Source organism: Pseudomonas sp. Sample_9, assembly GCF_004307535.1.
GTDB lineage: Bacteria > Pseudomonadota > Gammaproteobacteria > Pseudomonadales > Pseudomonadaceae > Aquipseudomonas > Aquipseudomonas mercuritolerans.
This window is the reverse complement of sequence record NZ_RAZO01000306.1, coordinates 49,876-71,412: the sequence shown is the minus strand read 5'-3', so window position 1 is coordinate 71,412 and position 21,537 is coordinate 49,876. Positions and strand designations below refer to the sequence as shown.

Here is a 21,537-nt window from a genome sequence, read left to right as displayed (position 1 = left end):
ACAAACTGGTCGCCCTGTCGGCTGGCGTGCAGCGCATGGTGCGTTCGGAAACCGGTACCGCCGGCGTGATGTTCACCCTTGACACCGAATCGGGTTTCCGTGACGTGGTGTTCATTACCGGCGCTTACGGCCTGGGCGAAACCGTCGTACAAGGCGCGGTCAACCCGGATGAGTTCTACGTCCACAAAGGCACGCTGGAGGCCGGTCGTCCGGCCATCCTGCGCCGCAACCTGGGCAGCAAAGCCATCAAGATGATCTACGGCGACGAGGCCAAGGCCGGTCGTTCGGTCAAGACTGTCGATGTCGACAAGGCCGAACGTGCGCGTTTCTGCCTGACCGACGCCGAAGTCAGTGAGCTGGCCAAGCAGGCGATGATCATCGAGAAGCACTACGGCTGCCCGATGGACATCGAATGGGCCAAGGACGGTGACGACGGCAAGCTGTACATCGTGCAAGCGCGTCCGGAAACCGTGAAAAGCCGCACCCAGGCCAACGTCATGGAACGTTACCTGCTGAAAGAAACCGGCACCGTGCTGGTGGAAGGTCGGGCGATCGGCCAGCGCATCGGCGCCGGCAAAGTACGGATCATCAAAGACGTCTCGGAAATGGACAAAGTGCAGCCGGGCGACGTGCTGGTTTCCGACATGACCGACCCGGACTGGGAACCGGTGATGAAGCGCGCCAGCGCCATCGTCACCAACCGTGGCGGGCGTACCTGCCACGCGGCGATCATCGCCCGTGAGCTGGGTATTCCAGCGGTGGTCGGTTGCGGCAACGCCACCCAGCTGCTGAAGGATGGCCAGGGCGTGACCGTGTCCTGCGCCGAAGGCGACACCGGTTACATCTTCGAAGGCGAACTGGGCTTCGACATCAAGAAGAACTCCGTCGACGCCATGCCGGAGCTGCCGTTCAAGATCATGATGAACGTCGGCAACCCGGACCGCGCCTTCGACTTCGCGCAACTGCCGAACGCCGGCGTTGGTCTGGCGCGTCTGGAATTCATCATCAACCGCATGATCGGCGTGCACCCGAAAGCGCTGTTGAACTACGACGGCCTGCCGCAGGAAATCAAGGACAGCGTCGACAAGCGTATTGCCGGTTACAGCGACCCGGTCGACTTCTACGTCGACAAACTGGTGGAAGGCATCAGCACCCTGGCGGCGGCGTTCACGCCGAAAAAAGTCATCGTGCGTCTGTCGGACTTCAAGTCCAACGAATACGCCAACCTGATCGGCGGCAAGCTCTACGAGCCGGAAGAAGAGAACCCGATGCTGGGCTTCCGTGGCGCTTCGCGTTACATCAGCGAATCGTTCCGCGACTGCTTCGAACTCGAATGCCGCGCGCTGAAACGTGTGCGCAACGAGATGGGCCTGACCAACGTTGAAATCATGGTGCCGTTCGTCCGTACTCTCGGCGAAGCCAGCCAGGTGGTCGATCTGCTCGCCGAGAACGGCTTGAAGCGCGGCGAGAACGGTCTGCGCGTGATCATGATGTGCGAGCTGCCATCCAACGCGATTCTCGCTGAGGAATTCCTCGAATTCTTCGACGGCTTCTCGATCGGCTCCAACGACCTGACCCAACTGACGCTGGGTCTGGACCGTGACTCCGGGATCATCGCGCACTTGTTCGACGAGCGTAATCCAGCGGTGAAGAAGCTGTTGGCCAACGCCATTCAGGCCTGCAACAAGGCCGGCAAGTACATCGGCATCTGCGGTCAGGGTCCTTCCGACCACCCGGATCTGGCCAAGTGGCTGATGGAACAGGGCATCGAAAGCGTGTCGCTGAACCCGGACACCGTGCTGGAAACCTGGTTCTTCCTCGCCGAAGGTCAGGCTTGATCAGTATGTAATTGGCCCGCACCCCATGTGGGAGCGGGCCTTGAGATTTAAGTAGGGCGGGCTCCAGCGGATGCCGCCCTTTTTTGTGCAAGAGCATTATGCAAAGCAGCAGCAACCTGTTTCCTGTCGCGCTGATCAGCGCCGAGCGGCGCGGCGATCTGAGCGAAGACGTCTATCGATTGAAACCCGGCAACAGCCCGGACTGGTCCGTGGAGATCGCCGTCACCCGCCTGGGCATGGCCGATGACACAGCGCCACGCGGCGTGCCGGTGATTCTGTTGCACGGCAGCTTTTCCAATCGGCGCTTCTGGTTTTCCCCCAAAGGCCTCGGGCTCGGCGCGTATCTGACGCGGCTGGGCTTCGACGTGTGGATCCCGGAAATGCGTGGTCACGGCTTGTCCCAGCGCAACGAAGACTATCGGCGCAACCGCGTGGCCGACTACGCCCGTTACGATCTGCCGGCGATTGCCGCGTTCGTGCGTGAGCAAAGTGGACAGATCCCGCACTGGATCGGCCATTCGCTCGGCGGCATTACCCTGGCGGCGGCACTCGGTGGCGAATACCTCGGCGAACCGGCCGTGGCCTCGGCGGCGTTTTTCGGCGCCCAGGTCAGCCGTACCTATTGGCCACTGAAGATTCCACCGGTGGAGTGGGGCGGGCGCTTCATTCTCAAGCGGTTCGCGCAGCTGTCCGGCTCACGCCTCAAACGCGGTCCGGAAGACGAGCCGATCGGCCTGGCCATCGAAAGCATGCGCTGGTACGGCTTGTTCGGTCGCTTCGGCGACAAGGACAAGGACTGGTGGGCCGGACTTGCCGAGGTTCAGCTGCCGGTGCTGGCCGTGACCGCAGCGGGCGATCATCAGGATCCGGCGTGGGCCTGCCGCAAGCTGTTCGAGCAGATCGGCTCCGAGCACAAGCAGTTCATCAATCTGGGGCGCGAGCAGGGCTTCTCGGATAATTTCGGTCATGTCGAAATGTTGGTGAGCAAAGCAGCGCAGGCGGAGGTATGGCCGCTGGTGGCGCGCTGGTTGAACGATCAGCAGACGCCATTGCTGGCGCAGACGACGGATCTGGCCGCTGCAGTGTGAGGGGCGTTCCGTTCAGCCTGGCTTGCGGCTAAGATATGACGCATTGTGCGGTTCCGGTCATATTTCGTGACTGTTTAGCGATAACGTTTCAGCCGCGGTTCAGGTTCGCTCAGCGACCATGGCATGGACTAAGGTAAACAGCGACCGCCGGAACTCGTCTCATCAGAATGCGGCATCCCTTGATCGTCTTCCTTGTTACAGGAGTTTTTCGATGGAACATTACCTTACGCCTGACCTGTGCGACGCCTACCCGGAGCTGGTGCAGGTGCTGGAACCGATGTTCAGCAATTTCGGCGGCCGGGATTCCTTCGGCGGCGAAATCGTGACCATCAAATGCTTCGAAGACAATTCGCTGGTCAAGGAGCAGGCCGAACTCAACGGCAAAGGCAAAGTGCTGGTGGTTGATGGCGGCGGTTCGCTGCGCCGCGCCCTGCTGGGCGACATGATCGCCGCCAAGGCCGCGCAGAACGGTTGGGAAGGGCTGGTGATCTACGGTTGCATCCGTGACGTCGACGTCATCGCCCAGACCGATCTCGGCGTGCAGGCGCTGGCCAGCCACCCGATGAAAACCGACAAGCGCGGCATCGGCGACCTCAACGTTCCGGTGACTTTCGCCGGCGTGACGTTCCACCCAGGCCAATACATTTATGCGGACAACAACGGCGTGATCGTGTCGCCGAGCCCGCTGAAAATGCCTGAATAAGCTTTTCGACAAGGGATGCGGATGTTCGAGGAAGAAAACGCGCAATGGGGGCTGGTGCATGCCCTGGTGCTGGACGGCAAGGGCGGTGCGCGTTCGATAGCCCGGACTGAGCTCGACGATCTGCAGCTGCAGGCCCATGAAAGCCTGTGGCTGCACTGGGATCGCAGCCATCCGCAGACCCGTACCTGGCTGCGCAAATCCAGCGGGCTCAATGAATTCACCTGCGATCTGTTGCTGGAAGAGAATACCCGCCCGCGTCTTTTGCCATTGCCCGACTCCGAGCTGCTGCTGTTTCTGCGCGGGGTCAATCTCAACCCCGGGGCCGAGCCGGAAGATATGGTCTCGGTGCGGATTTTCGCCGCCGCTCAGCGAGTGATTTCCCTGCGCTTGCGTCCGTTGCGGGCTACGGATGAGTTGCTGGCGCTGCTGGGTGAGGGCAAAGGGCCGAGAACTTCCTCGGAATTGATGCTGTATCTGGCGCAGTTCCTCACCAATAAAGTGCAGGATCTGGTCACATGCCTGTCGGAAGTGGTCGATGAGGAAGAAGAAAAGCTCGACGCCGACGAACGGTATACCCCCGAGCATGGGGCCATTTTGCACATCCGCCGCAGAGCGGCCGGGCTGAAGCGTTTTCTAGCGCCGCAGCGGGACATTTTCGGACAGCTGACGCGGATCAAACTGCCGTGGTTCGTCGAAGACGACGCCGACTACTGGAACGAATTGAACAACAGCCTGACCCGTTATCTGGAAGAGCTCGAATTGACCCGAGAGCGCGTGGGGCTTGTGCTGGAGGCCGAAGACCGGCGTTTGAGCGTGCACATGAACCGCACCATGTACCGCTTCGGCATCATTACCTGCATCTTTTTGCCGATGAGTTTCATCACCGGTCTGCTCGGGATAAATGTCGGCGGTATTCCGTTCGCCGAAAGCCCGTATGGCTTCCTGATCGCCTGTCTGACGGTGCTCGCCCTGGCATTCGGCCAGTGGTGGTTGTTCCGTCGATTGCGCTGGGTGTGAACATGGCGCATGTGACCCGAGCAAATCTGCCCGCGTCTTTCACAGACATCACGAGAGGTGCGTATGCACGATCCGTTTGAACAGTCTTTGCGCGACATGCTCAACGCTTCGCCGTCCAGCCGCGACGACGATGCGTGCCTGGGCCGCGTACTCAAAACCGCCAACCGCCAGGTCGGCGCCGGTGATCTGTTCAGCCTGCTGGGCCGCTGGCTGCCCGCGCTGATGATCGCCCTGAACAATGGCTCGGCGCATGTCTCGCCGGTTTCCCGTCTTCGTAAAACCACTGCTCGCACTGCTGATAAGGCTGATTGAATATGGAACTTGATCTCTGGACTCAGAGCCTCGTCACTGCAATGACTGCGTTGTGGACCAAAGTCGCTAACTTCATTCCGAACCTGTTCGGCGCACTGGTTGTGCTGCTGTTGGGTTTCGTCGTGGCCAAGCTGCTCGACACCTTGCTCTCCAAATTGCTCGCAAAACTGGGCCTCGATCGCCTGATGGGCGGCACCGGGCTGACCAAGCTGATGTCGCGCGCCGGGCTGCAAGTGCCGATCTCGACGCTGATTGGTAAAATCGTTTACTGGTTCGTTCTGCTGATTTTCCTGGTTTCTGCGGCAGAATCCCTTGGCCTTGAGCGAGTTTCAGCTACGCTGGACATGCTGGCGTTGTATCTGCCAAAGGTTTTCGGCGCCGCGCTGGTGCTGCTGGTCGGTGTCCTGCTGGCGCAACTGGCCAACGGGTTGGTGCGCGGCGCAGCAGAAGGCGTAGGCCTGGACTACGCTTCCGGGTTGGGGCGGATCGCTCAGGGGCTGGTGATCATCATCAGCATCTCGGTGGCGATCAGCCAGCTCGAGGTCAAGACTGACCTGCTGAACCATGTGATTGTTATCGTATTGATTACCGTTGGTCTGGCAGTTGCGCTGGCCATGGGTTTGGGAAGCCGGGAAATCGCCGGTCAGATTCTTGCGGGAATCTATGTGCGTGAGCTGTATGAGGTTGGGCAACAAGTGCGTGTTGGCGAGGTCGAAGGCCAGATCGAAGAGATCGGCACGGTTAAAACCACATTGCTGACCGATGAGGGTGAGCTAGTCTCTCTCTCCAATCGGATCCTGCTGGAACAGCATGTGAGTAGCCGCTAAACCGGCAAACCCTGCTAATGTATGCCGCCGCAAAATGCCAGCCGAGGCTGGTTGTGGCGGACATTGACCTGACTGTCGGCACGACTTGTTTTGAATAAAGCCCAACCGCTATCCACGCGCTACGACCCCCGCGAGCTCTCTGATGAGGAGTTGGTCGCGCGCTCGCATACCGAGCTGTTTCACGTAACGCGCGCCTACGAAGAGTTGATGCGGCGTTACCAGCGAACATTATTTAACGTCTGCGCGAGATATCTTGGGAACGATCGCGACGCAGACGATGTCTGTCAGGAAGTGATGCTGAAGGTGCTGTACGGCCTGAAGAACTTCGAGGGGAAATCGAAGTTCAAAACCTGGCTTTACAGCATCACTTACAACGAATGCATCACGCAGTATCGGAAGGAACGGCGTAAGCGTCGCTTGATGGACGCTCTCAGTCTGGACCCTCTTGAAGAAGCGTCTGAAGAAAAGGCGCCGAAGCCGGAGGAGAAGGGTGGGCTTGATCGCTGGCTGGTGTATGTGAATCCGATTGACCGCGAAATTCTGGTGCTACGATTTGTCGCAGAGCTGGAGTTTCAGGAGATCGCAGACATCATGCACATGGGTTTGAGTGCGACAAAAATGCGTTACAAACGCGCTCTAGATAAATTGCGTGAGAAATTTGCAGGCATTGCTGAAACTTAGTTCAGCGCAAATATCTCTTACGTGTAGGCAAGTTCTGATAGACTTGCCGCCGAGTTGTCCCCCGGTTTGCGGGACTGCTTCACAATCACCAGATGGGGATTTAACGGATGAAACTGAAAAACACCTTGGGCTTGGCCATTGGTTCTCTGATTGCCGCCACTTCGTTCGGCGCTCTGGCACAAGGCCAAGGCGCAGTTGAAATCGAAGGCTTCGCTAAGAAAGAACAATTCGACAGCGCTCGTAACTTCAAGAACAACGGCAACCTGTTCGGCGGTTCGATCGGTTACTTCCTGACCGACGACGTTGAACTGCGTCTGGGCTACGACGAAGTGCACAACGTACGTGCCGACGATGGCAAGAACGTCAAAGGCGCTAACACCGCTCTGGACGCTCTGTACCACTTCAACAACCCAGGCGACATGATTCGTCCATACGTTTCGGCCGGTTTCTCTGACCAGAGCATCGACCAGAACGGTTCGAACGGTCGTAACCGTTCCACCTTCGCCAACGTTGGCGGCGGTGCCAAGCTGTACTTCACCGAGAACTTCTACGCCCGTGCCGGCGTTGAAGCTCAGTACAACATCGACCAGGGCGACACCGAGTGGGCTCCTAGCGTCGGTATCGGTGTGAACTTCGGTGGCGGCTCCAAGCCAGCTGCTGCTCCAGTTCCAGCACCTGCTGAAGTCTGCTCCGACAGCGACAACGATGGCGTTTGCGACAACGTTGACAAGTGCCCGGACACCCCAGCCAACGTAACCGTTGACGCTGATGGCTGCCCAGCAGTTGCTGAAGTTGTTCGTGTTGAGCTGGACGTGAAATTCGACTTCGACAAGTCGGTAGTCAAGCCAAACAGCTACGGCGACATCAAGAACCTGGCTGACTTCATGAAGCAGTACCCATCCACCACCACTACTGTTGAAGGTCACACTGACTCCGTCGGTCCTGACGCTTACAACCAGAAACTGTCCGAGCGTCGTGCAAACGCCGTTAAGCAAGTTCTGACCAACCAGTACGGTGTTGAATCGTCCCGCGTTCAGTCTGTTGGCTACGGCGAATCCCGCCCAGTTGCTGACAACAAAACTGACGCTGGCCGCGCTGTAAACCGTCGCGTAGAAGCGCAGGTTGAAGCTCAAGCTAAGTAATTAGCTGCCGCTGATGGAAAAGCCCGGCTCAGGCCGGGCTTTTCTTTGTCTGCGATTTGGCTACGGAGCTTAAAGCGCTGGCACGCCGTACGCCGTGTAGGAGCTGCCGCAGGCTGCGATCTTTTGCTCTTCAACAACTGCGGCAACAGCCGCCACCGCGCCAATCACCAGAATCGCCGGGCTCTTCAATTCAAACGCCGAGGCATCCTCAGCCATCGCAGTCAAATCACTGCGACACTCACGCTGATGCGCCAAAGAGGCGTTTTCGATCATCGCCACCGGCGTATCCGCCGCCATCCCTCCGGCCAGCAGCTGATCACGAATCTCGCCCAGCTTGGCCACGCCCATGTAAACCACCAGCGTCGTCCCGCCTTGCGCCAGCGCCTGCCAGTTCAACTGGCTGTCATCCTGGGTGTGCGCAGTCACCAACGTTACTCCGCGCGCCACGCCCCGCAACGTCAGCGGAATATCGCACTGGGTCGCCCCGGCCAGACCGGCGGTGATGCCATTGACCAATTCCACTTCAACCCCGCGCTCGCGCAACCACTGCGCTTCTTCGCCACCGCGGCCGAAAATGCACGGATCGCCGCCCTTGAGCCGCACCACGCATTTGCCCTGGCGTGCGTAACGCAGCATCAGGCGATGAATGAATGCCTGCGGCGTCGAACGGCAGCCGCCGCGTTTGCCCACCGGGATAACCCGCGCAGCCGGGCAGTGCTCCAGCACCGCGTCGTTGACCAGATCATCGATCATCACCACATCGGCCTCGCGCAATGCGCGCACCGCTTTGAGCGTCAGCAACTCCGGATCGCCAGGGCCTGCGCCCACCAGCCAGACTTTCGCATTCATGGTGTTGTCCTCGTTAAATGACCGCGACCGGCCGCGCTTCGGCAGCCAGCAGACGCTTGATTTCCGGCACGCAGGAACCGCATTGCGTACCGCATCGGAGATTGTTTTTCAGGCCTTGCAGATCCAGGCCCTGGCGAATGCCGGCGCAGACTGCGTTGAGGCTGACGTTTTCGCAATTGCACAAGGTCTTGTCGCTCGCGATGGCGCCGACAGCGCCCGGCGGCGCGCTCATCGGCGCGAGCAGCCAGCGCCGCAGTTGTTGGTCGGCGCGGCCCTCCAGCCACAGGCTCTGCAACCAGTGTTGCGCAAGGGTTTCGCCGGCCAGGCGAATGGCGGTGATACGGCCGTTTTCGATGCGCACCCGCTTGCCAATGGCGCGACGCGGATCGTCATAGGCCAGAACCGGGCCATCCAGCAGTGACAGGCATTGGTCGATCTCGCCCAGCAGCTGTGGATCCGGCGCCTGGCCGTGTGCAGCGCGTATCAGCAGCGCTGGCCGCTCACGACCGACAAGGCTGAGGCTGACGTAGGAAAACGCCTCGCACAGCGGTCGTAGCGTCTCGAAATGCCGTTGAACATCACCCTCGATCAAGGCGAACAGCTGCCACGGCAGGTTGACTGCCTCCAGACGCACGCCGCTGTGCTTGAGCTCCGGTTGTTTGGACAGTGGATCAAACGCCGGCAAGGTCAGCGTGTTGACGCCGCCCTTGAGATAGCGATCGCCCCAGTGCATCGGCAGAAACGCCTGGCCCGGACGCACGCTGTCGTCGCTGCCGACCGCAACAATCACCGCGCCACGGCGGCTTTTCAGATTGACCAGATCGCCGGGCTGCAAGCGGTGCCGACGCATTTCGTCAGGGTGCAGGCTCAGCACGGCTTCGCTGACGTGGCCGAACAATTGCGCGGCGGTGCCGGTGCGGCTCATGCCGTGCCACTGGTCACGCAGGCGACCGGTGATCAAAGTCAGCGGAAAGCGCGCGTCGCGTTGTTCCTTGGCGGCGCGATACGGATCGGCAATGAACTGCGCGCGACCATTGGCTGTAGGGAAAATGCCGTCGCCGTACAAGCGTGGCGTGCCTTGGCGGGCGCGGGCAGGGAAGGGCCATTGCTGCGGACCGATCTCGTCGATCAAGGCATGACTGATCCCGGACAGATCCAGGTCTCGCCCACGGGTCAGCGCTTTGAATTCATCAAACAACTGCGAAGGTTGATCGAAAGCGAACAGGCTTGGCTGCTTGGGGCGCAGACGTTTCTCCAGACGCTGTGCGAAATCCACCGTGATTGCCCAGTCCGGCCGCGCTTCGCCCGGTGCGTCAACCGCTTTGCGCACGTGGGAAATGCGCCGCTCGGAGTTGGTCACCGAACCTTCCTTCTCGCCCCAACTGGCGGCAGGCAACAGCAGGTCGGCAAATGCAGCGGTTTCGGTAGTGCGAAAGGCTTCCTGCAATACCACAAAAGGGCAGGTCTCTAGCGCTGCGCGGACTGCGCTCTGGTCTGGCATCGATTGCGCCGGATTGGTACAGGCAATCCACAACGCCTTGATCTTGCCGCTTCTCACGCTTTCGAACAGCTCGATGGCGCTCAGGCCCGGCGCCTCGGGCAAGCTCTCCACGCCCCAATACGCCGCCACCTCGGCGCGATGCTCGGGGTTGGCGGCATCGCGGTGACCGGGCAGCAGATTCGACAGACTGCCGGTTTCCCGCCCGCCCATGGCGTTTGGCTGACCGGTCAGGGAGAAAGGTCCTGCACCGGGACGGCCAATTTGCCCGGTGGCCAGGTGCAGATTGATCAGCGCGCTGTTTTTTGCGCTGCCGGCGCTGGACTGATTCAGGCCCATGCACCACAGCGACAGGAAGCTCGGCGCCGTGCCGACCCATTCTGCGCATTGCTGCAGTTGTTCGATGCTGATGCCGCACAGCTGCGAAACCATCTGCGGGGTGTAATCGCGTACCAGCGTTTTAAGCTCGGCGAGGCCGTCGGTGTGCGCCTTGATGAAATCGCGATCGATCCAGTCTTCCCACAGCAGCAGATGCAAAATCCCATGGAACAACGCGACATCGGTGCCTGGAAGAATAGCCAAATGCAGGTCAGCCAAATCGCAGGTGTCCGTGCGACGCGGGTCGATCACGATGACTTTCATCTGCGGGCGACGGGATTTGGCTTCTTCAAGTCGACGGAAAAGTACCGGATGGGCGTAGGCCATGTTACTGCCGACGATCATCACGCAGTCGCTGAGCTCCAGGTCTTCGTAACTGCACGGCGGCGCGTCGGCGCCGAGGCTGCGTTTGTAGCCGACCACCGCCGAAGACATGCACAGCCGCGAATTGCTGTCGATGTTGTTGGTGCCGACCAGCGCCCGCGCCAGTTTGTTGAAGGCGTAGTAGTCCTCGGTGAGCAACTGCCCGGAGATGTAGAACGCCACGCTGTCCGGGCCGTGTTCGGCGATGGTTTCGGCAAACACGTTGGTCGCGTGGTCGAGGGCGGTATCCCAGTCAGTACGGCTGCGCGCCAGGCCTTTGCCCAGGCGCAGTTCCGGGTACAAGGCGCGGGCGGCGACGTCGCCGGTCAGGTGCAGCGTCGAGCCTTTGCTGCACAGTTTGCCGAAGTTGGCCGGGTGCGCCGGATCGCCGCTGACGCCGAGGATGCGCTCGCCGTCATGCTCGATCAGTACGCCGCAGCCGACCCCGCAGTAACAGCAGGTCGAGGCGGTCGTCTGGCGGTTCATCAGATGGCGTCCCGCAGGGCCAGTTGCACCCGGCCGTTCTCGACCCGCGCCGGATGATGGTGCGCACAGCCGATGTCCGGCGCCTGGGCTTCGCCGGTTTCGAGGTCGATCTGCCAGTTATGCAGCGGGCAGGCCACGCGCTTGCCGTAGATCAGGCCTTGCGACAGCGGGCCGCCCTTGTGCGGGCAGCGGTCATCGAGGGCGAAAACCTCGTCGTCGCTTGTACGAAAAATCGCGATGTCACCTTTCGGCCCGGCAATGATCCGCGAACCGAGGGCGTTGATCTCTTCCAGCGCACAGATATCGAGCCAGTTCATGTCGGCACCTCCAGGTTTTTCACGGGGATAACGTCGAATTCTTTCTTCAGTTGCGGCTGCGCCAGGCGCTCTTTCCATGGGTCCTGTTCGAACGACAGGGAGAATTGCAGGCGCTCATTCAGGGCCTTGCGCCGCTCGGCGTCTTCGAGCACGTTCTTCTTGATGTGCTCCATGCCGACCCGTTGCAGGTAATGCACGGTGCGCTCGAGGTAGAAGGCTTCTTCGCGGTAGAGCTGCAGAAACGCGCCGTTGTATTCACGGACTTCTTCGGCAGTCTTGAGCTTGACGAAGAACTCGGCGACTTCGGTCTTGATCCCGCCATTGCCACCGATGTACATCTCCCAGCCGGAGTCGACGCCGATAATTCCTACGTCCTTGATGCCCGCTTCCGAGCAGTTGCGTGGGCAACCGGACACTGCCAGCTTCACTTTGTGCGGCGACCACATGTTGAACAGGTCGTGCTCGAGTTCGATGCCCAGTTGCGTCGAGTTTTGCGTGCCGAAGCGGCAGAACTCGCTGCCGACACAGGTTTTCACGGTGCGGATGGATTTGCCGTAGGCGTGGCCGGACGGCATGTCGAGGTCTTTCCAGACGCCGGGCAGGTCCTGCTTCTTGATCCCCAGCAAGTCGATGCGCTGACCGCCGGTGACCTTGACCATCGGCACGTTGTACTTGTCGGCCACATCGGCGATCCGCCGCAGTTCCGACGGATTGGTCACGCCGCCCCACATGCGCGGCACCACCGAATAGGTGCCGTCCTTCTGGATGTTGGCGTGGGCGCGTTCGTTGATCAGACGCGATTGCGGATCATCCTTGGCTTCGCCCGGCCAAGTGGAAATCAGGTAATAGTTGAGCGCCGGGCGACAGGTCGCGCAGCCATTGGGCGTGCGCCAGTTCAGGTAACTCATGGTCTCGGCGATGGTCAGCAGGTGTTCCTGGCGGATCGCCTGACGAATCTGCCCGTGGTTGAGGTCGCTGCAACCGCAGATGGCTTTTTCGCTTTTCGGTTTGACGTCGGCCGCGCCACCCACCGTATTGATCAGGATCTGTTCAACAAGGCCGGCGCAGGAACCGCAGGAGCTGGCAGCCTTGGTGTGTTTCTTGACTTCATCGACGCTGAACAGGCCGTGTTCCTGAATCGCCTTGACGATGGTGCCCTTGCACACACCGTTGCAGCCGCAGACTTCGGCGCTGTCGGCCATGACCATGGCTTTGTCCTGGCCCTGATGTCCTACGTCGCCCAGAGCGTTTTCGCCGAACATGAGGTGATCGCGGATCTCACCGATGGCGTGATTCTCACGAATCTGCCGGAAATACCAACCGCCATCTGCCGTATCGCCGTACAGACACGCGCCGACCAGCACGTCATCCTTGATCACCAGTTTTTTGTACACGCCGCCGATCGGGTCGGAGAGGGTGATGGTCTCGGTGCCTTCGCCGCCCATGAAATCGCCGGCGGAGAACAGGTCGATGCCGGTGACTTTCAATTTGGTCGAAGTCACCGAGCCCTGATAGCGAGCGAAACCCAGTTGCGCGAGGTGGTTGGCGCAGACCTTGGCCTGTTCGAACAGCGGCGCAACCAGACCGTAGGCGATGCCGCGATGGCTGGCGCATTCGCCGATCGCGTAGATGCGCGGGTCGTAGGTTTGCAGGGTGTCATTGACCAGAATCCCGCGATTGCACGGGATGCCGGCCTTTTCCGCCAGCTCAGTGTTGGGGCGGATGCCGGCGGCCATCACCACCAGGTCGGCAGGGATGATATCGCCGTTCTTGAACTGCACCGAGCCGACCCGGCCATTGCCGGCGTCGTGCAGGGCTTGGGTCTGTTCGCACAGGCGGAAATGCAGGCCACGGGATTCCAGCGCCGATTGCAGCAACTGGCCGCTGGTCTTGTCCAGTTGCCGCTCCAGCAGCCATTCGCCGAGGTGCACCACGGTCACGTGCATGCCTCGCAGCATCAGGCCATTGGCGGCTTCGAGGCCGAGCAGGCCGCCGCCGATGACCACGGCGTGCCTGTGGGTCCTGGCGGTGTCGATCATGGCCTGGGTGTCGGCGATGTCGCGATAGCCGATCACACCCTGCAAGGTATTGCCGGGGATTGGCAGGATGAACGGGGTCGAGCCGGTGGCGATCAGCAGGCGATCGTACTCGGCTTCGGTGCCGTCCTCGGCAATCACTCGGCGTTTGACCCGGTCGATCTCCACCACTTTGCGGTTGAGCAGCAACTTGATGTTGTTTTCCAGATACCAGTCGAGGTCGTTGAGCACGATCTCTTCGAAAGTCTGCTCGCCGGCCAGCACCGGCGACAGCAGGATGCGGTTGTAGTTGGTGTGCGGTTCGGCGCCGAAGACGGTGATGTCGTAGAGCTCGTCGCTCAGCTTGAGCAGTTCTTCCAGGGTACGCACCCCGGCCATGCCATTGCCGATCATCACCAGTTTGAGTTTTTTCATCAGGTTCTCCGGGAGCTGCGGCTGGCCTCTGGTGGGCCGTCGGGCCTTGCTCGACAAATTTTGCGCAAACAAAAAAAGGCGTCCCGCTAGTTGCCTAGCGAGGACGCCTTTGTCCTGGTCCCGTTCTCTCGGGAAGCGCAGCCTTCGTCGTTGAAGGTTGGGCTTTATGTATGGTGAAAAGGGTAATGCAGTGGTTGTGCCAACTCGGGGGGGCGCGGTTTTATTGGGGATTGGGGTTATGACAGGAGGTTTTTTGCACCGAATCGAGGCGTGTTGCTCGTTCGTGGCGCGTTAATTCTTATGCGGTGTGACGCCGAATGCCTTCGCGAGCAGGCTCGCTCCCACAAGGTGTCTGCGAACGACACAAATCCCCTGTGGGAGCGAGCCTGCTCGCGAATGGCGCAACTCAATCTCAGCCATGAAACAACAAAACCAGCAGCACCACATTCCCCAGCAACGCCACCAACGCCATGGTCCGCCAGACCTTCAACGGCTCTCGCTCCAGTAAAGGCCGGGGCCGCACACTCAAACTTTGCCGCTCACCCTGTTCCAGCACCAGCAGCCACTCTTCAGCGGTTTCAAAGCGTTGCTGCGGATCGGCGGCGACGCCGCGTTCCAGACTTTGCGCCAGCCATTCCGGCAGGTCCGGGCGATAGCGACTGGCATTCACCGGTACGCCAAATCGGGGCCGCTGGAATGCTTCGATTTCGCCGTAGGGAAAATGCCCGGTGAGCAGGTAATAGAGAGTGACACCGACAGAATACAAATCCTGCTGTGCACTCGGTGGTTCGCCGCGAAACGCTTCCGGGGCGATGAAACTAGGCGTTCCCGGCAGGGTCGACGGCGCGTCCTCCGACAGTCCCGGGCAATAAGCCAAGCCGAAATCCAGCAGGCGCAGCTCGCCGTCATCCCCCAGCAACAGGTTTTGCGGCTTGATGTCGCGATGCAGAATTTGCCGTCGATGCAGCAACCCGACCGCGCGCAACAGGCGCTCGGCGATGTCCTGCCACTGCGCCAAAGGCAACGGGCCGCTGTGTTGAAACACGTCGGCTAGCGTCGTCCCGGCGTATTCGCGCATGACGTAATACAAATGCTGACGCTGAGTGCAGGCATGGATTTGCGGAAAATGCCGGCCGGCCACGCGCTTGAGGAACCATTCTTCCGACAGCAGCGCCTGCCCGGCTTGCGGATCGTCGGCCAGGCGCGTCGGCAAGGTCTTCAACAGCCAAGGCTGGCCCTGACTATCGAGCACGCGATACAGCAATGATTGCTGGCTCTGGCCGATGATGCCTTGCACCTGCCAGCCTTCAAACGCTTGTCCGGGTTTCAGCGTTGGCGGCAGTGGCCATTGCTGCAATTGCACCAGCGCATCGCCAATGCTCGCTTCGCCCAGCGCATCGACGCGCACCAGCAGGGCACTGGCGTTGTCCTGACTGCCGGCCAGATGCGCGGCGTTGACCAGGGTTTGCGCGGCGCTGGGCAGATCCGCTTGATCACGCAGAATCGCGGCGATCGCGGTATCGCCCAGGGTCGACCAGACGCCGTCGCTGAGCAGCACGAAGCTTTCGCCCTCACGCAGTTCGCCGTCGAGGAAATCCAGCACCAGATGTTGATCGAGCCCGAGCGCACGCTTGAGCACATGCTGCATGCCCGGTTGTTCCCAGACGTGATCCTCGCTGATGCGCTGCAAGCGCTCGGCGTGCCAGCGATAGACCCGGCAATCGCCGACGTGGGCGAGGGTGAAGCGTCGACCGCGCATCACCAGCGCGCTGACCGTGGTCAGCAGCGGTTGCCCGCCGCCGTTGGCCTGCAGCCAGCGATTTTGCGCGAGCAGCAGGCGATCCAGCGCTTGGGCCGCGCTCCAGGTTTCCGATGTCGCGTAGTAGTCCAGCGCCAGCGCCTGCAAGGTCGAACGCGCGGCGAGGCCGCCATCGGTGCACTGGCTGACGCCGTCGGCGATGGCGAACAGATATCCCTTGCTCACCGCCAGTGCCGGCGCCGGTGTCACCGAGCGCAGGGCGTCCTGATTCTCCGCGCGCGGGCCGGTGGCGCTGGCTTCGGCGAAGCTCAGTTGCAGGGCCATTGGGGCCTCAGACCCGCGCCGCCGTTACTGCCGCCGAACCCCAGGTGGTTCTCCAGCGACGCTTGACGCCGTGCAGGCCAAACCAAGCCAACACACCCAGGCTGGCGAACAACCACAGCGCCAGTTGATAGCTGCCGGTGCTTTGCTTGATCGCGCCCATGCCGGCCGCGAGGGCGAAGCCGCCGATACCGCCGGCCATGCCGATCAGCCCGGTCATCACGCCGATCTCCAGACGAAAACGCTGCGGCACCAGTTGGAAAACCGCACCGTTGCCGGCGCCCAAGCCGAGCATGGTGCAGACGAAAAGCGCCAGCGCCGCGTAGGAACTTGGCAGATTGAAGCCCACCGCTGCAATGCAGATGGCAGCGACGGTGTACATCGCCAGCAAAGTGCGGATGCCGCCGAAGCGATCGGCCAGCGCGCCACCCAATGGCCGCATCAGGCTGCCGCCGAACACGCAGGCAGCGGTGTAGTAGCCGGCGGTCACCGGGCTCAGACCGTATTGATCGTTGAAGTAACCGGGCAGGGCGCTGGCCAGGCCGATGAAGCCGCCGAAGGTGACGCTGTAGAAAAACATGAACCACCAGCTGTCGCGATCACCGAGGGCCTTGAAGTAGTCGGCCATGGCTTTCGGTTTCGGCCGCTGCGGGGCGTTTTTTGCCAACAGGGCGAACAGCACCAAGGTCAAAACCAGCGGGATCAGGGCGAAACCGAAGACATTGCTCCAGCCGAACGCGGCGGCAATCACTGGCGCCAGCAGCGCGGCGAACACGGTGCCGGAGTTGCCGGCGCCGGCGATGCCCATGGCTTTGCCCTGATGTTCTGGTGGATACCATTGCGAGGCCAGCGGCAGGGCTACGGCGAACGACGCGCCGGCCATACCGAGAAACAGACCGAGGATCAGCGCCTGTTCATAACTGTGGATGCCGAGTTTCCAGGCGCCGAACAGCGCGCAGATGACGATGACCTGGCCGATCAGTCCGGCGGTCTTCGGCGACAAGCGATCAGCGAGCATGCCCATGGCGAAGCGCAACACCGCGCCGGCGAGAATTGGCGTGGCGACGACGAGGCCGCGCTGCTGGGTGGTCAGGTGCAGGTCGGCGGCAATCTGCACCGCCAGCGGGCCGAGCAGGTACCAGACCATGAAGCTCAGGTCGAAATACAGGAAGGCCGCGAACAGGGTCGGGGTATGGCCGGATTTCCAGAAGCTTGAATTCATCGCGCACCTCGGCTGAAAAGAGTCTCGAAAGGAGTCATGCACAGCAGGTGGAGCGCCTCACGGCCGCACCACCGGCCCCGCTCTGTGGGGCCAAAACGCAAAAACGCCGCTACCTGATTCGCCGGGGGGCGAACGGGGTGAGCGACGTCTTTGTCGTAGGTGGGGCAACCGCCGTTGGTTACCTGTGCGGTTTACTTAGCGAGATTTGTGCCAACAGCTGAAAAGCAAAAGCCCCTCACCCTAGCCCTCTCCCAGAGGGAGAGGGAACCGAGCGGGGGATGGCCGAGTCATTTGCCGATCTGAACGATTTCGAGTGAATCCATAATCGACTCGGTCGTTCAGGTCGGCGGACAGCGCAAGACAACGCGGTCGGTCCCCTCTCCCTCCGGGAGAGGGCTAGGGTGAGGGGCTCTTGATTTGCAGCGAAAATTTCAGCCCAGCAACTCACTCATGGCAATGATCTGCTCCGCCACCTGAATCAGCTTCTGCTGGCGGCTCATGGCCTGGCGGCGCATCAGCGTATAGGCCTCTTCCTCGTTGCAGTCCTTCATCTTCATCAGCAAACCCTTGGCCAGTTCGATGCGCTTGCGCTCGGCCAGTTGCTGATCGCGCGCCTGCAATTGCGCGCGCAAGGCCTGGTCACTCTCGAAGCGCGCCATCGCCACGTCGAGAATCGGCTGCAACCGTTGTGCGTGAATGCCTTCGACGATGTAGGCACTGACCCCGGACTTGATCGCCTGACGCATCACCCCCGGGTCATGTTCGTCGGTAAACATCACGATCGGCCGGGGCTGGTCGCGGCTGACCAGCACCACTTGCTCCATGACATCGCGGCTCGGTGACTCGGTATCGATCAGGATCACGTCCGGGCGCACCGTTTCGACGCGCGCCGGCAGGTCGATGGTCAGGCCGGACTCGTCGATTACCTCGAAGCCGGCCTCGGTCAGCGCCGCTTTCAGGCGTCCGACTTTTTTCGCGGTGTCATTGATCAGCAGAATGCGCAACATGTTCGCGGTCTCCTGTCAGCGCTGGGCGAGAAGCGGGGCGGCGTCGCTCAGGGCATGCAGCTTGAAACTGCGCGCATAGCCCGACGGATCGCTGCCGTCCCAGACCTTGCCATCGAGCAACTGGCTGCTGCGCAGGTCTGCGCAGGAAGACGCGACGCCAACAGCGCTCGCTGCCTCGCGATACAGATCCAGGCGCTGAACCTGGCGGGCAACGGCCAGATAATCCGGATCCTCGCGCAACAGACCCCAGCGACGGAACTGGGTCATGAACCACATGCCGTCGGAAAGGTAGGGCAGATTGACCTCGCCATCGCCATGAAAACGCAGCGCATGCGGGTCCTGCCAGCGATTGCCGAGGCCATCGGCGTAGTCACCCATAAAACGCGGCTCGATGCACGCGGCGGGAGTGTCGAGGTACTCCGCAGCGCTGAGCAATTGCGCGGTGCTGCGGCGGTTTTCCGGGCTTTCTTCGATGAAGCGGCTGGCCTCAAGAATGGCCATGACCAGCGCCCGCGTGGTGTTGGGATATTGCTCGACGAATTCGCGGGTGCAGCCGAGGACTTTTTCCGGGTGGTCGGGCCAGATGCTCTGGCTGGTCGCCAGGGTGAAACCGAGATTCTGCTGCACGGCGCTGGCCGCCCACGGTTCGCCGACGCAAAAGCCGTCGATGCGCCCGGCTTGCAGGTGCGCAACCATTTGCGGCGGCGGCACCACCACGCTGTCGACGTCCTGCAACGGATGAATGCCCTGGCTCGCCAGCCAGTAATAAAGCCACATCGCATGGGTGCCGGTGGGGAATGTCTGGGCGAAGGTCAGTTTTGCGCGGCTTTGGTGCACACGCCGATCGAGCGCTTCAGGACTGTTCACGCCAGCCTGTTGCAAACCATGGGACAGGTTCAGGCTCTGGCCATTCTGGTTCAGGCCCATCAGCACTGCCATGTCGGTCGGGGCGACGCCGCCGATGCCCAGGTGCACCGCATAAATCAGTCCGTACAGGCTGTGCGCGGCATCCAGTTCGCCGCTGACCAGTTTGTCGCGCAGGTTGGCCCATGACGCCTGCCGCTTGAGGTTCAGGGTCAAGCCGTAGGGCTGGGCGAAGCCCTGAGTGGCGGCGACCACCACCGAGGCGCAGTCGCTCAGCGCCATGAAGCCGAGATCGATCGCGCTCTTTTCCGGCGCATCACTGCCATTGACCCAGGCCAGAGGCCCCAAGGACGTTTCGTTCATACGCTACCTCAAAAAAAACGTCGTCTCGGATTCTGCGCAGGCAAAACCCGGGGACGACGCCATTGTCCTGGCCTGCGCGCCGTCATTGGTCGGCAGACTGATGAGCGGGGTGGTGCAAGGCATATGCCAGTCGCCTGATTCGTACAGGCGCCTCGCGCCGGGGGACGATGCCCGGCTATAATCGCCGCCTCTTTTCGCCGCCCGAGTCATTGCCGCCCATGTACACCCTGGCCCGTCAGCTGTTGTTCAAACTTTCCCCGGAAACCTCCCACGATCTGTCGCTGGATCTGATCGGCGCGGGTGGACGTTTGGGCCTCAACGGCTTGCTGTGCAAGGCGCCGGCGAAAATGCCGGTGACCGTCATGGGGCTGGAGTTCCCGAACCCGGTGGGGCTGGCGGCAGGTCTGGACAAGAACGGCGCGGCCATCGACGGCTTTGCGCAACTGGGTTTCGGCTTTGTCGAAATCGGCACCGTGACCCCGCGCCCACAACCGGGTAACCCAAAGCCACGGATCTTCCGCCTGCCGGAAGCCGAGGCGATCATCAACCGCATGGGCTTCAACAACCTTGGTGTGGACAACCTCCTGGCGCGGGTCGCTGCGGCAAAATACCAGGGCGTGCTGGGCATCAACATCGGCAAGAACTTCGATACCCCGGTCGAGCGTGCGGTCGACGATTACCTGATCTGCCTGGACAAGGTTTACGCCCACGCCAGCTACGTCACCGTCAACGTCAGCTCGCCAAACACCCCGGGCCTGCGCAGCCTGCAGTTCGGTGACTCGCTCAAGCAATTGCTCGCTGATCTGGCCACCCGTCGCGCCGAACTGGCCCTGCGTCACGGCAAGCATGTGCCGCTGGCAATCAAGATCGCCCCTGACATGACCGACGAAGAAACCGCGCAGGTGGCCCAGGCATTGATCGAAACCGGCATGGACGCGGTCATCGCCACCAATACGACTTTGAGCCGTATCGGCGTCGAAGGCATGGAGCATGGCGACGAGGCGGGCGGTCTGTCGGGTGCGCCGGTGCGTGAGAAAAGCACCAACACGGTGAAAGTGCTGGCGGGCGAATTGGCCGGGCGTTTGCCGATCATTGCCGCGGGCGGGATTACCGAAGGCAAGCACGCGGCGGAGAAGATCACGGCCGGTGCAAGCCTGGTGCAGATATATTCGGGCTTCATCTACAAAGGCCCGGCGCTGATTCGTGAATCGGTGGATGCGATCGCTGCCCTGCGCTGAGGATTGCCGAAAACTTGTGGCAGCCTTTGTGGCGAGGGGATTTATCCCCGCTGGGCTGCCCAGCAGCCCCAACCTTCCACAGTGATATGTCAGGTAAATTGAAATTCGGACTTCGCGACTGCTGCGCAGCCGAGCGGGGATAAATCCCCTCGCCACGTGGATCCCGATTAACCCTTTTTGCAGGCAATAAAAAGGGCTCCTCGAAGGAGCCCCTGGGCCGTAGCCCGCCGTCCGGGAAGGACGTGCGTGGTTAATTCATTGCAAATTCAGATTGTCGTGTCGGAATAAATGCCCTGTGTCAGCCGACGGCGTGAAGTTCGTTGAGTCTGTGGATTCCCGCAGTGCCGGTCATACCGTCCCAGTTGTCGCCGCGTCCTTCTCGCCAGCCGTTGATCCAGGCTTGACGTACCGACGGTAGAGTAAATGGGCAAAGCTCACGGGATTTGCCACCAACGCCATATTGATATCCGCGCAAAAATGCTCTTTCCAACGGATCACGCTTAAGTCTTCTCATAGGGTGTTTCCCTCACTTGTTGACTGTAGTGTCGCGTTGACCTCAATTGAGGTCTGGCAGAAAAAACCTGCCATCGTGCGGCTCGCTGCCGGCGTGGCGAGCCAAGGTGTTGACGCCGTTGCGACGTCAACCTGTGCTCAGTTCTAACCAATGAGTCACACCGAGGGAATGATCGTTTTGTCATAAGCACGTAACGTAAAGGATGCTATGGCGATAAGTAACCGCGTATTTATTCAACGTTCAATGCGCAAACCCCGGTATGATCGGCGCCCCGCTGACTCAGGGGGTTAATCCTTTAGT

General features: G+C 61.0%; 18 protein-coding genes. 9 read left to right on the top strand and 9 right to left on the bottom strand.

The window, feature by feature from the left end:
* The 8 genes from ppsA to D6877_RS17140 all read left to right on the top strand — a co-directional run.
* A partial coding sequence (gene ppsA, locus D6877_RS17175; RefSeq protein WP_130911548.1) for a phosphoenolpyruvate synthase occupies window positions 1-1,838 on the top strand: 1,838 nt, incomplete at its 5' end.
* A gap of 98 nt (window positions 1,839-1,936) precedes the next feature.
* A complete protein-coding gene (locus D6877_RS17170; protein ID WP_130911547.1) occupies window positions 1,937-2,926 on the top strand; it encodes an alpha/beta fold hydrolase in 990 nt (329 codons plus the stop codon).
* Between the two features lie 211 nt (window positions 2,927-3,137).
* Window positions 3,138-3,629, top strand: coding sequence for a ribonuclease E activity regulator RraA (rraA, locus tag D6877_RS17165; RefSeq protein ID WP_016773829.1), 492 nt, complete (start codon window positions 3,138-3,140; stop codon window positions 3,627-3,629).
* 21 nt (window positions 3,630-3,650) lie between these two features.
* Window positions 3,651-4,646 (top strand): zinc transporter ZntB, encoded by a 996-nt coding sequence (locus D6877_RS17160; protein WP_130911546.1) that lies wholly within the window; start codon window positions 3,651-3,653, stop codon window positions 4,644-4,646.
* 63 nt (window positions 4,647-4,709) lie between these two features.
* The gene (locus tag D6877_RS17155) at window positions 4,710-4,958 is read left to right on the top strand and encodes a hypothetical protein (protein ID WP_003223293.1); all 249 of its coding nucleotides are present in this window, start codon (window positions 4,710-4,712) and stop codon (window positions 4,956-4,958) included.
* A gap of 2 nt (window positions 4,959-4,960) precedes the next feature.
* A complete protein-coding gene (locus D6877_RS17150; RefSeq protein ID WP_016773831.1) occupies window positions 4,961-5,785 on the top strand; it encodes a mechanosensitive ion channel domain-containing protein in 825 nt (274 codons plus the stop codon).
* A gap of 90 nt (window positions 5,786-5,875) precedes the next feature.
* Window positions 5,876-6,466: an RNA polymerase sigma factor SigX gene (sigX, locus tag D6877_RS17145; RefSeq protein WP_016773832.1), complete on the top strand. Its 591-nt coding sequence runs from the start codon at window positions 5,876-5,878 to the stop codon at window positions 6,464-6,466.
* 107 nt (window positions 6,467-6,573) lie between these two features.
* Window positions 6,574-7,608, top strand: coding sequence for an OmpA family protein (locus tag D6877_RS17140; protein ID WP_016773833.1), 1,035 nt, complete (start codon window positions 6,574-6,576; stop codon window positions 7,606-7,608).
* 69 nt (window positions 7,609-7,677) lie between these two features.
* Here D6877_RS17140 and cobA read toward each other — a convergent pair whose 3' ends face one another.
* The 8 genes from cobA to D6877_RS17100 form a co-directional block, all read right to left on the bottom strand.
* Window positions 7,678-8,457, bottom strand: a complete 780-nt coding sequence (cobA, locus tag D6877_RS17135) for a uroporphyrinogen-III C-methyltransferase (protein ID WP_130911545.1) — start codon at window positions 8,455-8,457, stop codon at window positions 7,678-7,680.
* A gap of 13 nt (window positions 8,458-8,470) precedes the next feature.
* Window positions 8,471-11,182: a nitrate reductase gene (locus D6877_RS17130; RefSeq protein ID WP_130911544.1), complete on the bottom strand. Its 2,712-nt coding sequence runs from the start codon at window positions 11,180-11,182 to the stop codon at window positions 8,471-8,473.
* Window positions 11,182-11,499: a nitrite reductase small subunit NirD gene (gene nirD, locus D6877_RS17125; RefSeq protein ID WP_016773836.1), complete on the bottom strand. Its 318-nt coding sequence runs from the start codon at window positions 11,497-11,499 to the stop codon at window positions 11,182-11,184. Before nirD ends, D6877_RS17130 begins: the two co-directional genes overlap by 1 nt.
* Window positions 11,496-13,949: a nitrite reductase large subunit NirB gene (gene nirB, locus D6877_RS17120; RefSeq protein ID WP_130911543.1), complete on the bottom strand. Its 2,454-nt coding sequence runs from the start codon at window positions 13,947-13,949 to the stop codon at window positions 11,496-11,498. Before nirB ends, nirD begins: the two co-directional genes overlap by 4 nt.
* Before the next feature lie 412 nt (window positions 13,950-14,361).
* On the bottom strand, window positions 14,362-16,032 hold the full coding sequence (locus tag D6877_RS17115) for a bifunctional protein-serine/threonine kinase/phosphatase (RefSeq protein WP_130911542.1): 1,671 nt from the start codon (window positions 16,030-16,032) through the stop codon (window positions 14,362-14,364).
* A gap of 7 nt (window positions 16,033-16,039) precedes the next feature.
* Window positions 16,040-17,251 carry a nitrate/nitrite transporter gene (locus D6877_RS17110; protein ID WP_016773839.1) on the bottom strand — a complete coding sequence of 404 codons (1,212 nt, stop codon included), beginning with the start codon at window positions 17,249-17,251 and terminating at the stop codon, window positions 16,040-16,042.
* 431 nt (window positions 17,252-17,682) lie between these two features.
* Window positions 17,683-18,258 carry an ANTAR domain-containing protein gene (locus D6877_RS17105; protein WP_007916390.1) on the bottom strand — a complete coding sequence of 192 codons (576 nt, stop codon included), beginning with the start codon at window positions 18,256-18,258 and terminating at the stop codon, window positions 17,683-17,685.
* 15 nt (window positions 18,259-18,273) lie between these two features.
* A complete protein-coding gene (locus D6877_RS17100; protein WP_130911541.1) occupies window positions 18,274-19,485 on the bottom strand; it encodes a CmpA/NrtA family ABC transporter substrate-binding protein in 1,212 nt (403 codons plus the stop codon).
* Window positions 19,486-19,703: 218 nt separating this feature from the next.
* Between D6877_RS17100 and D6877_RS17095 the strand changes: the two genes are divergently transcribed.
* Window positions 19,704-20,723, top strand: coding sequence for a quinone-dependent dihydroorotate dehydrogenase (locus D6877_RS17095; RefSeq protein WP_122705815.1), 1,020 nt, complete (start codon window positions 19,704-19,706; stop codon window positions 20,721-20,723).
* Window positions 20,724-21,021: 298 nt separating this feature from the next.
* On the opposite strand, the gene D6877_RS17090 is transcribed toward D6877_RS17095, so the two are convergent.
* Entirely contained in the window at window positions 21,022-21,237 is a 216-nt protein-coding gene (locus tag D6877_RS17090) for a ribosome modulation factor (RefSeq protein WP_003223300.1), read from the bottom strand.
* Window positions 21,238-21,537: the final 300 nt, after the last annotated feature.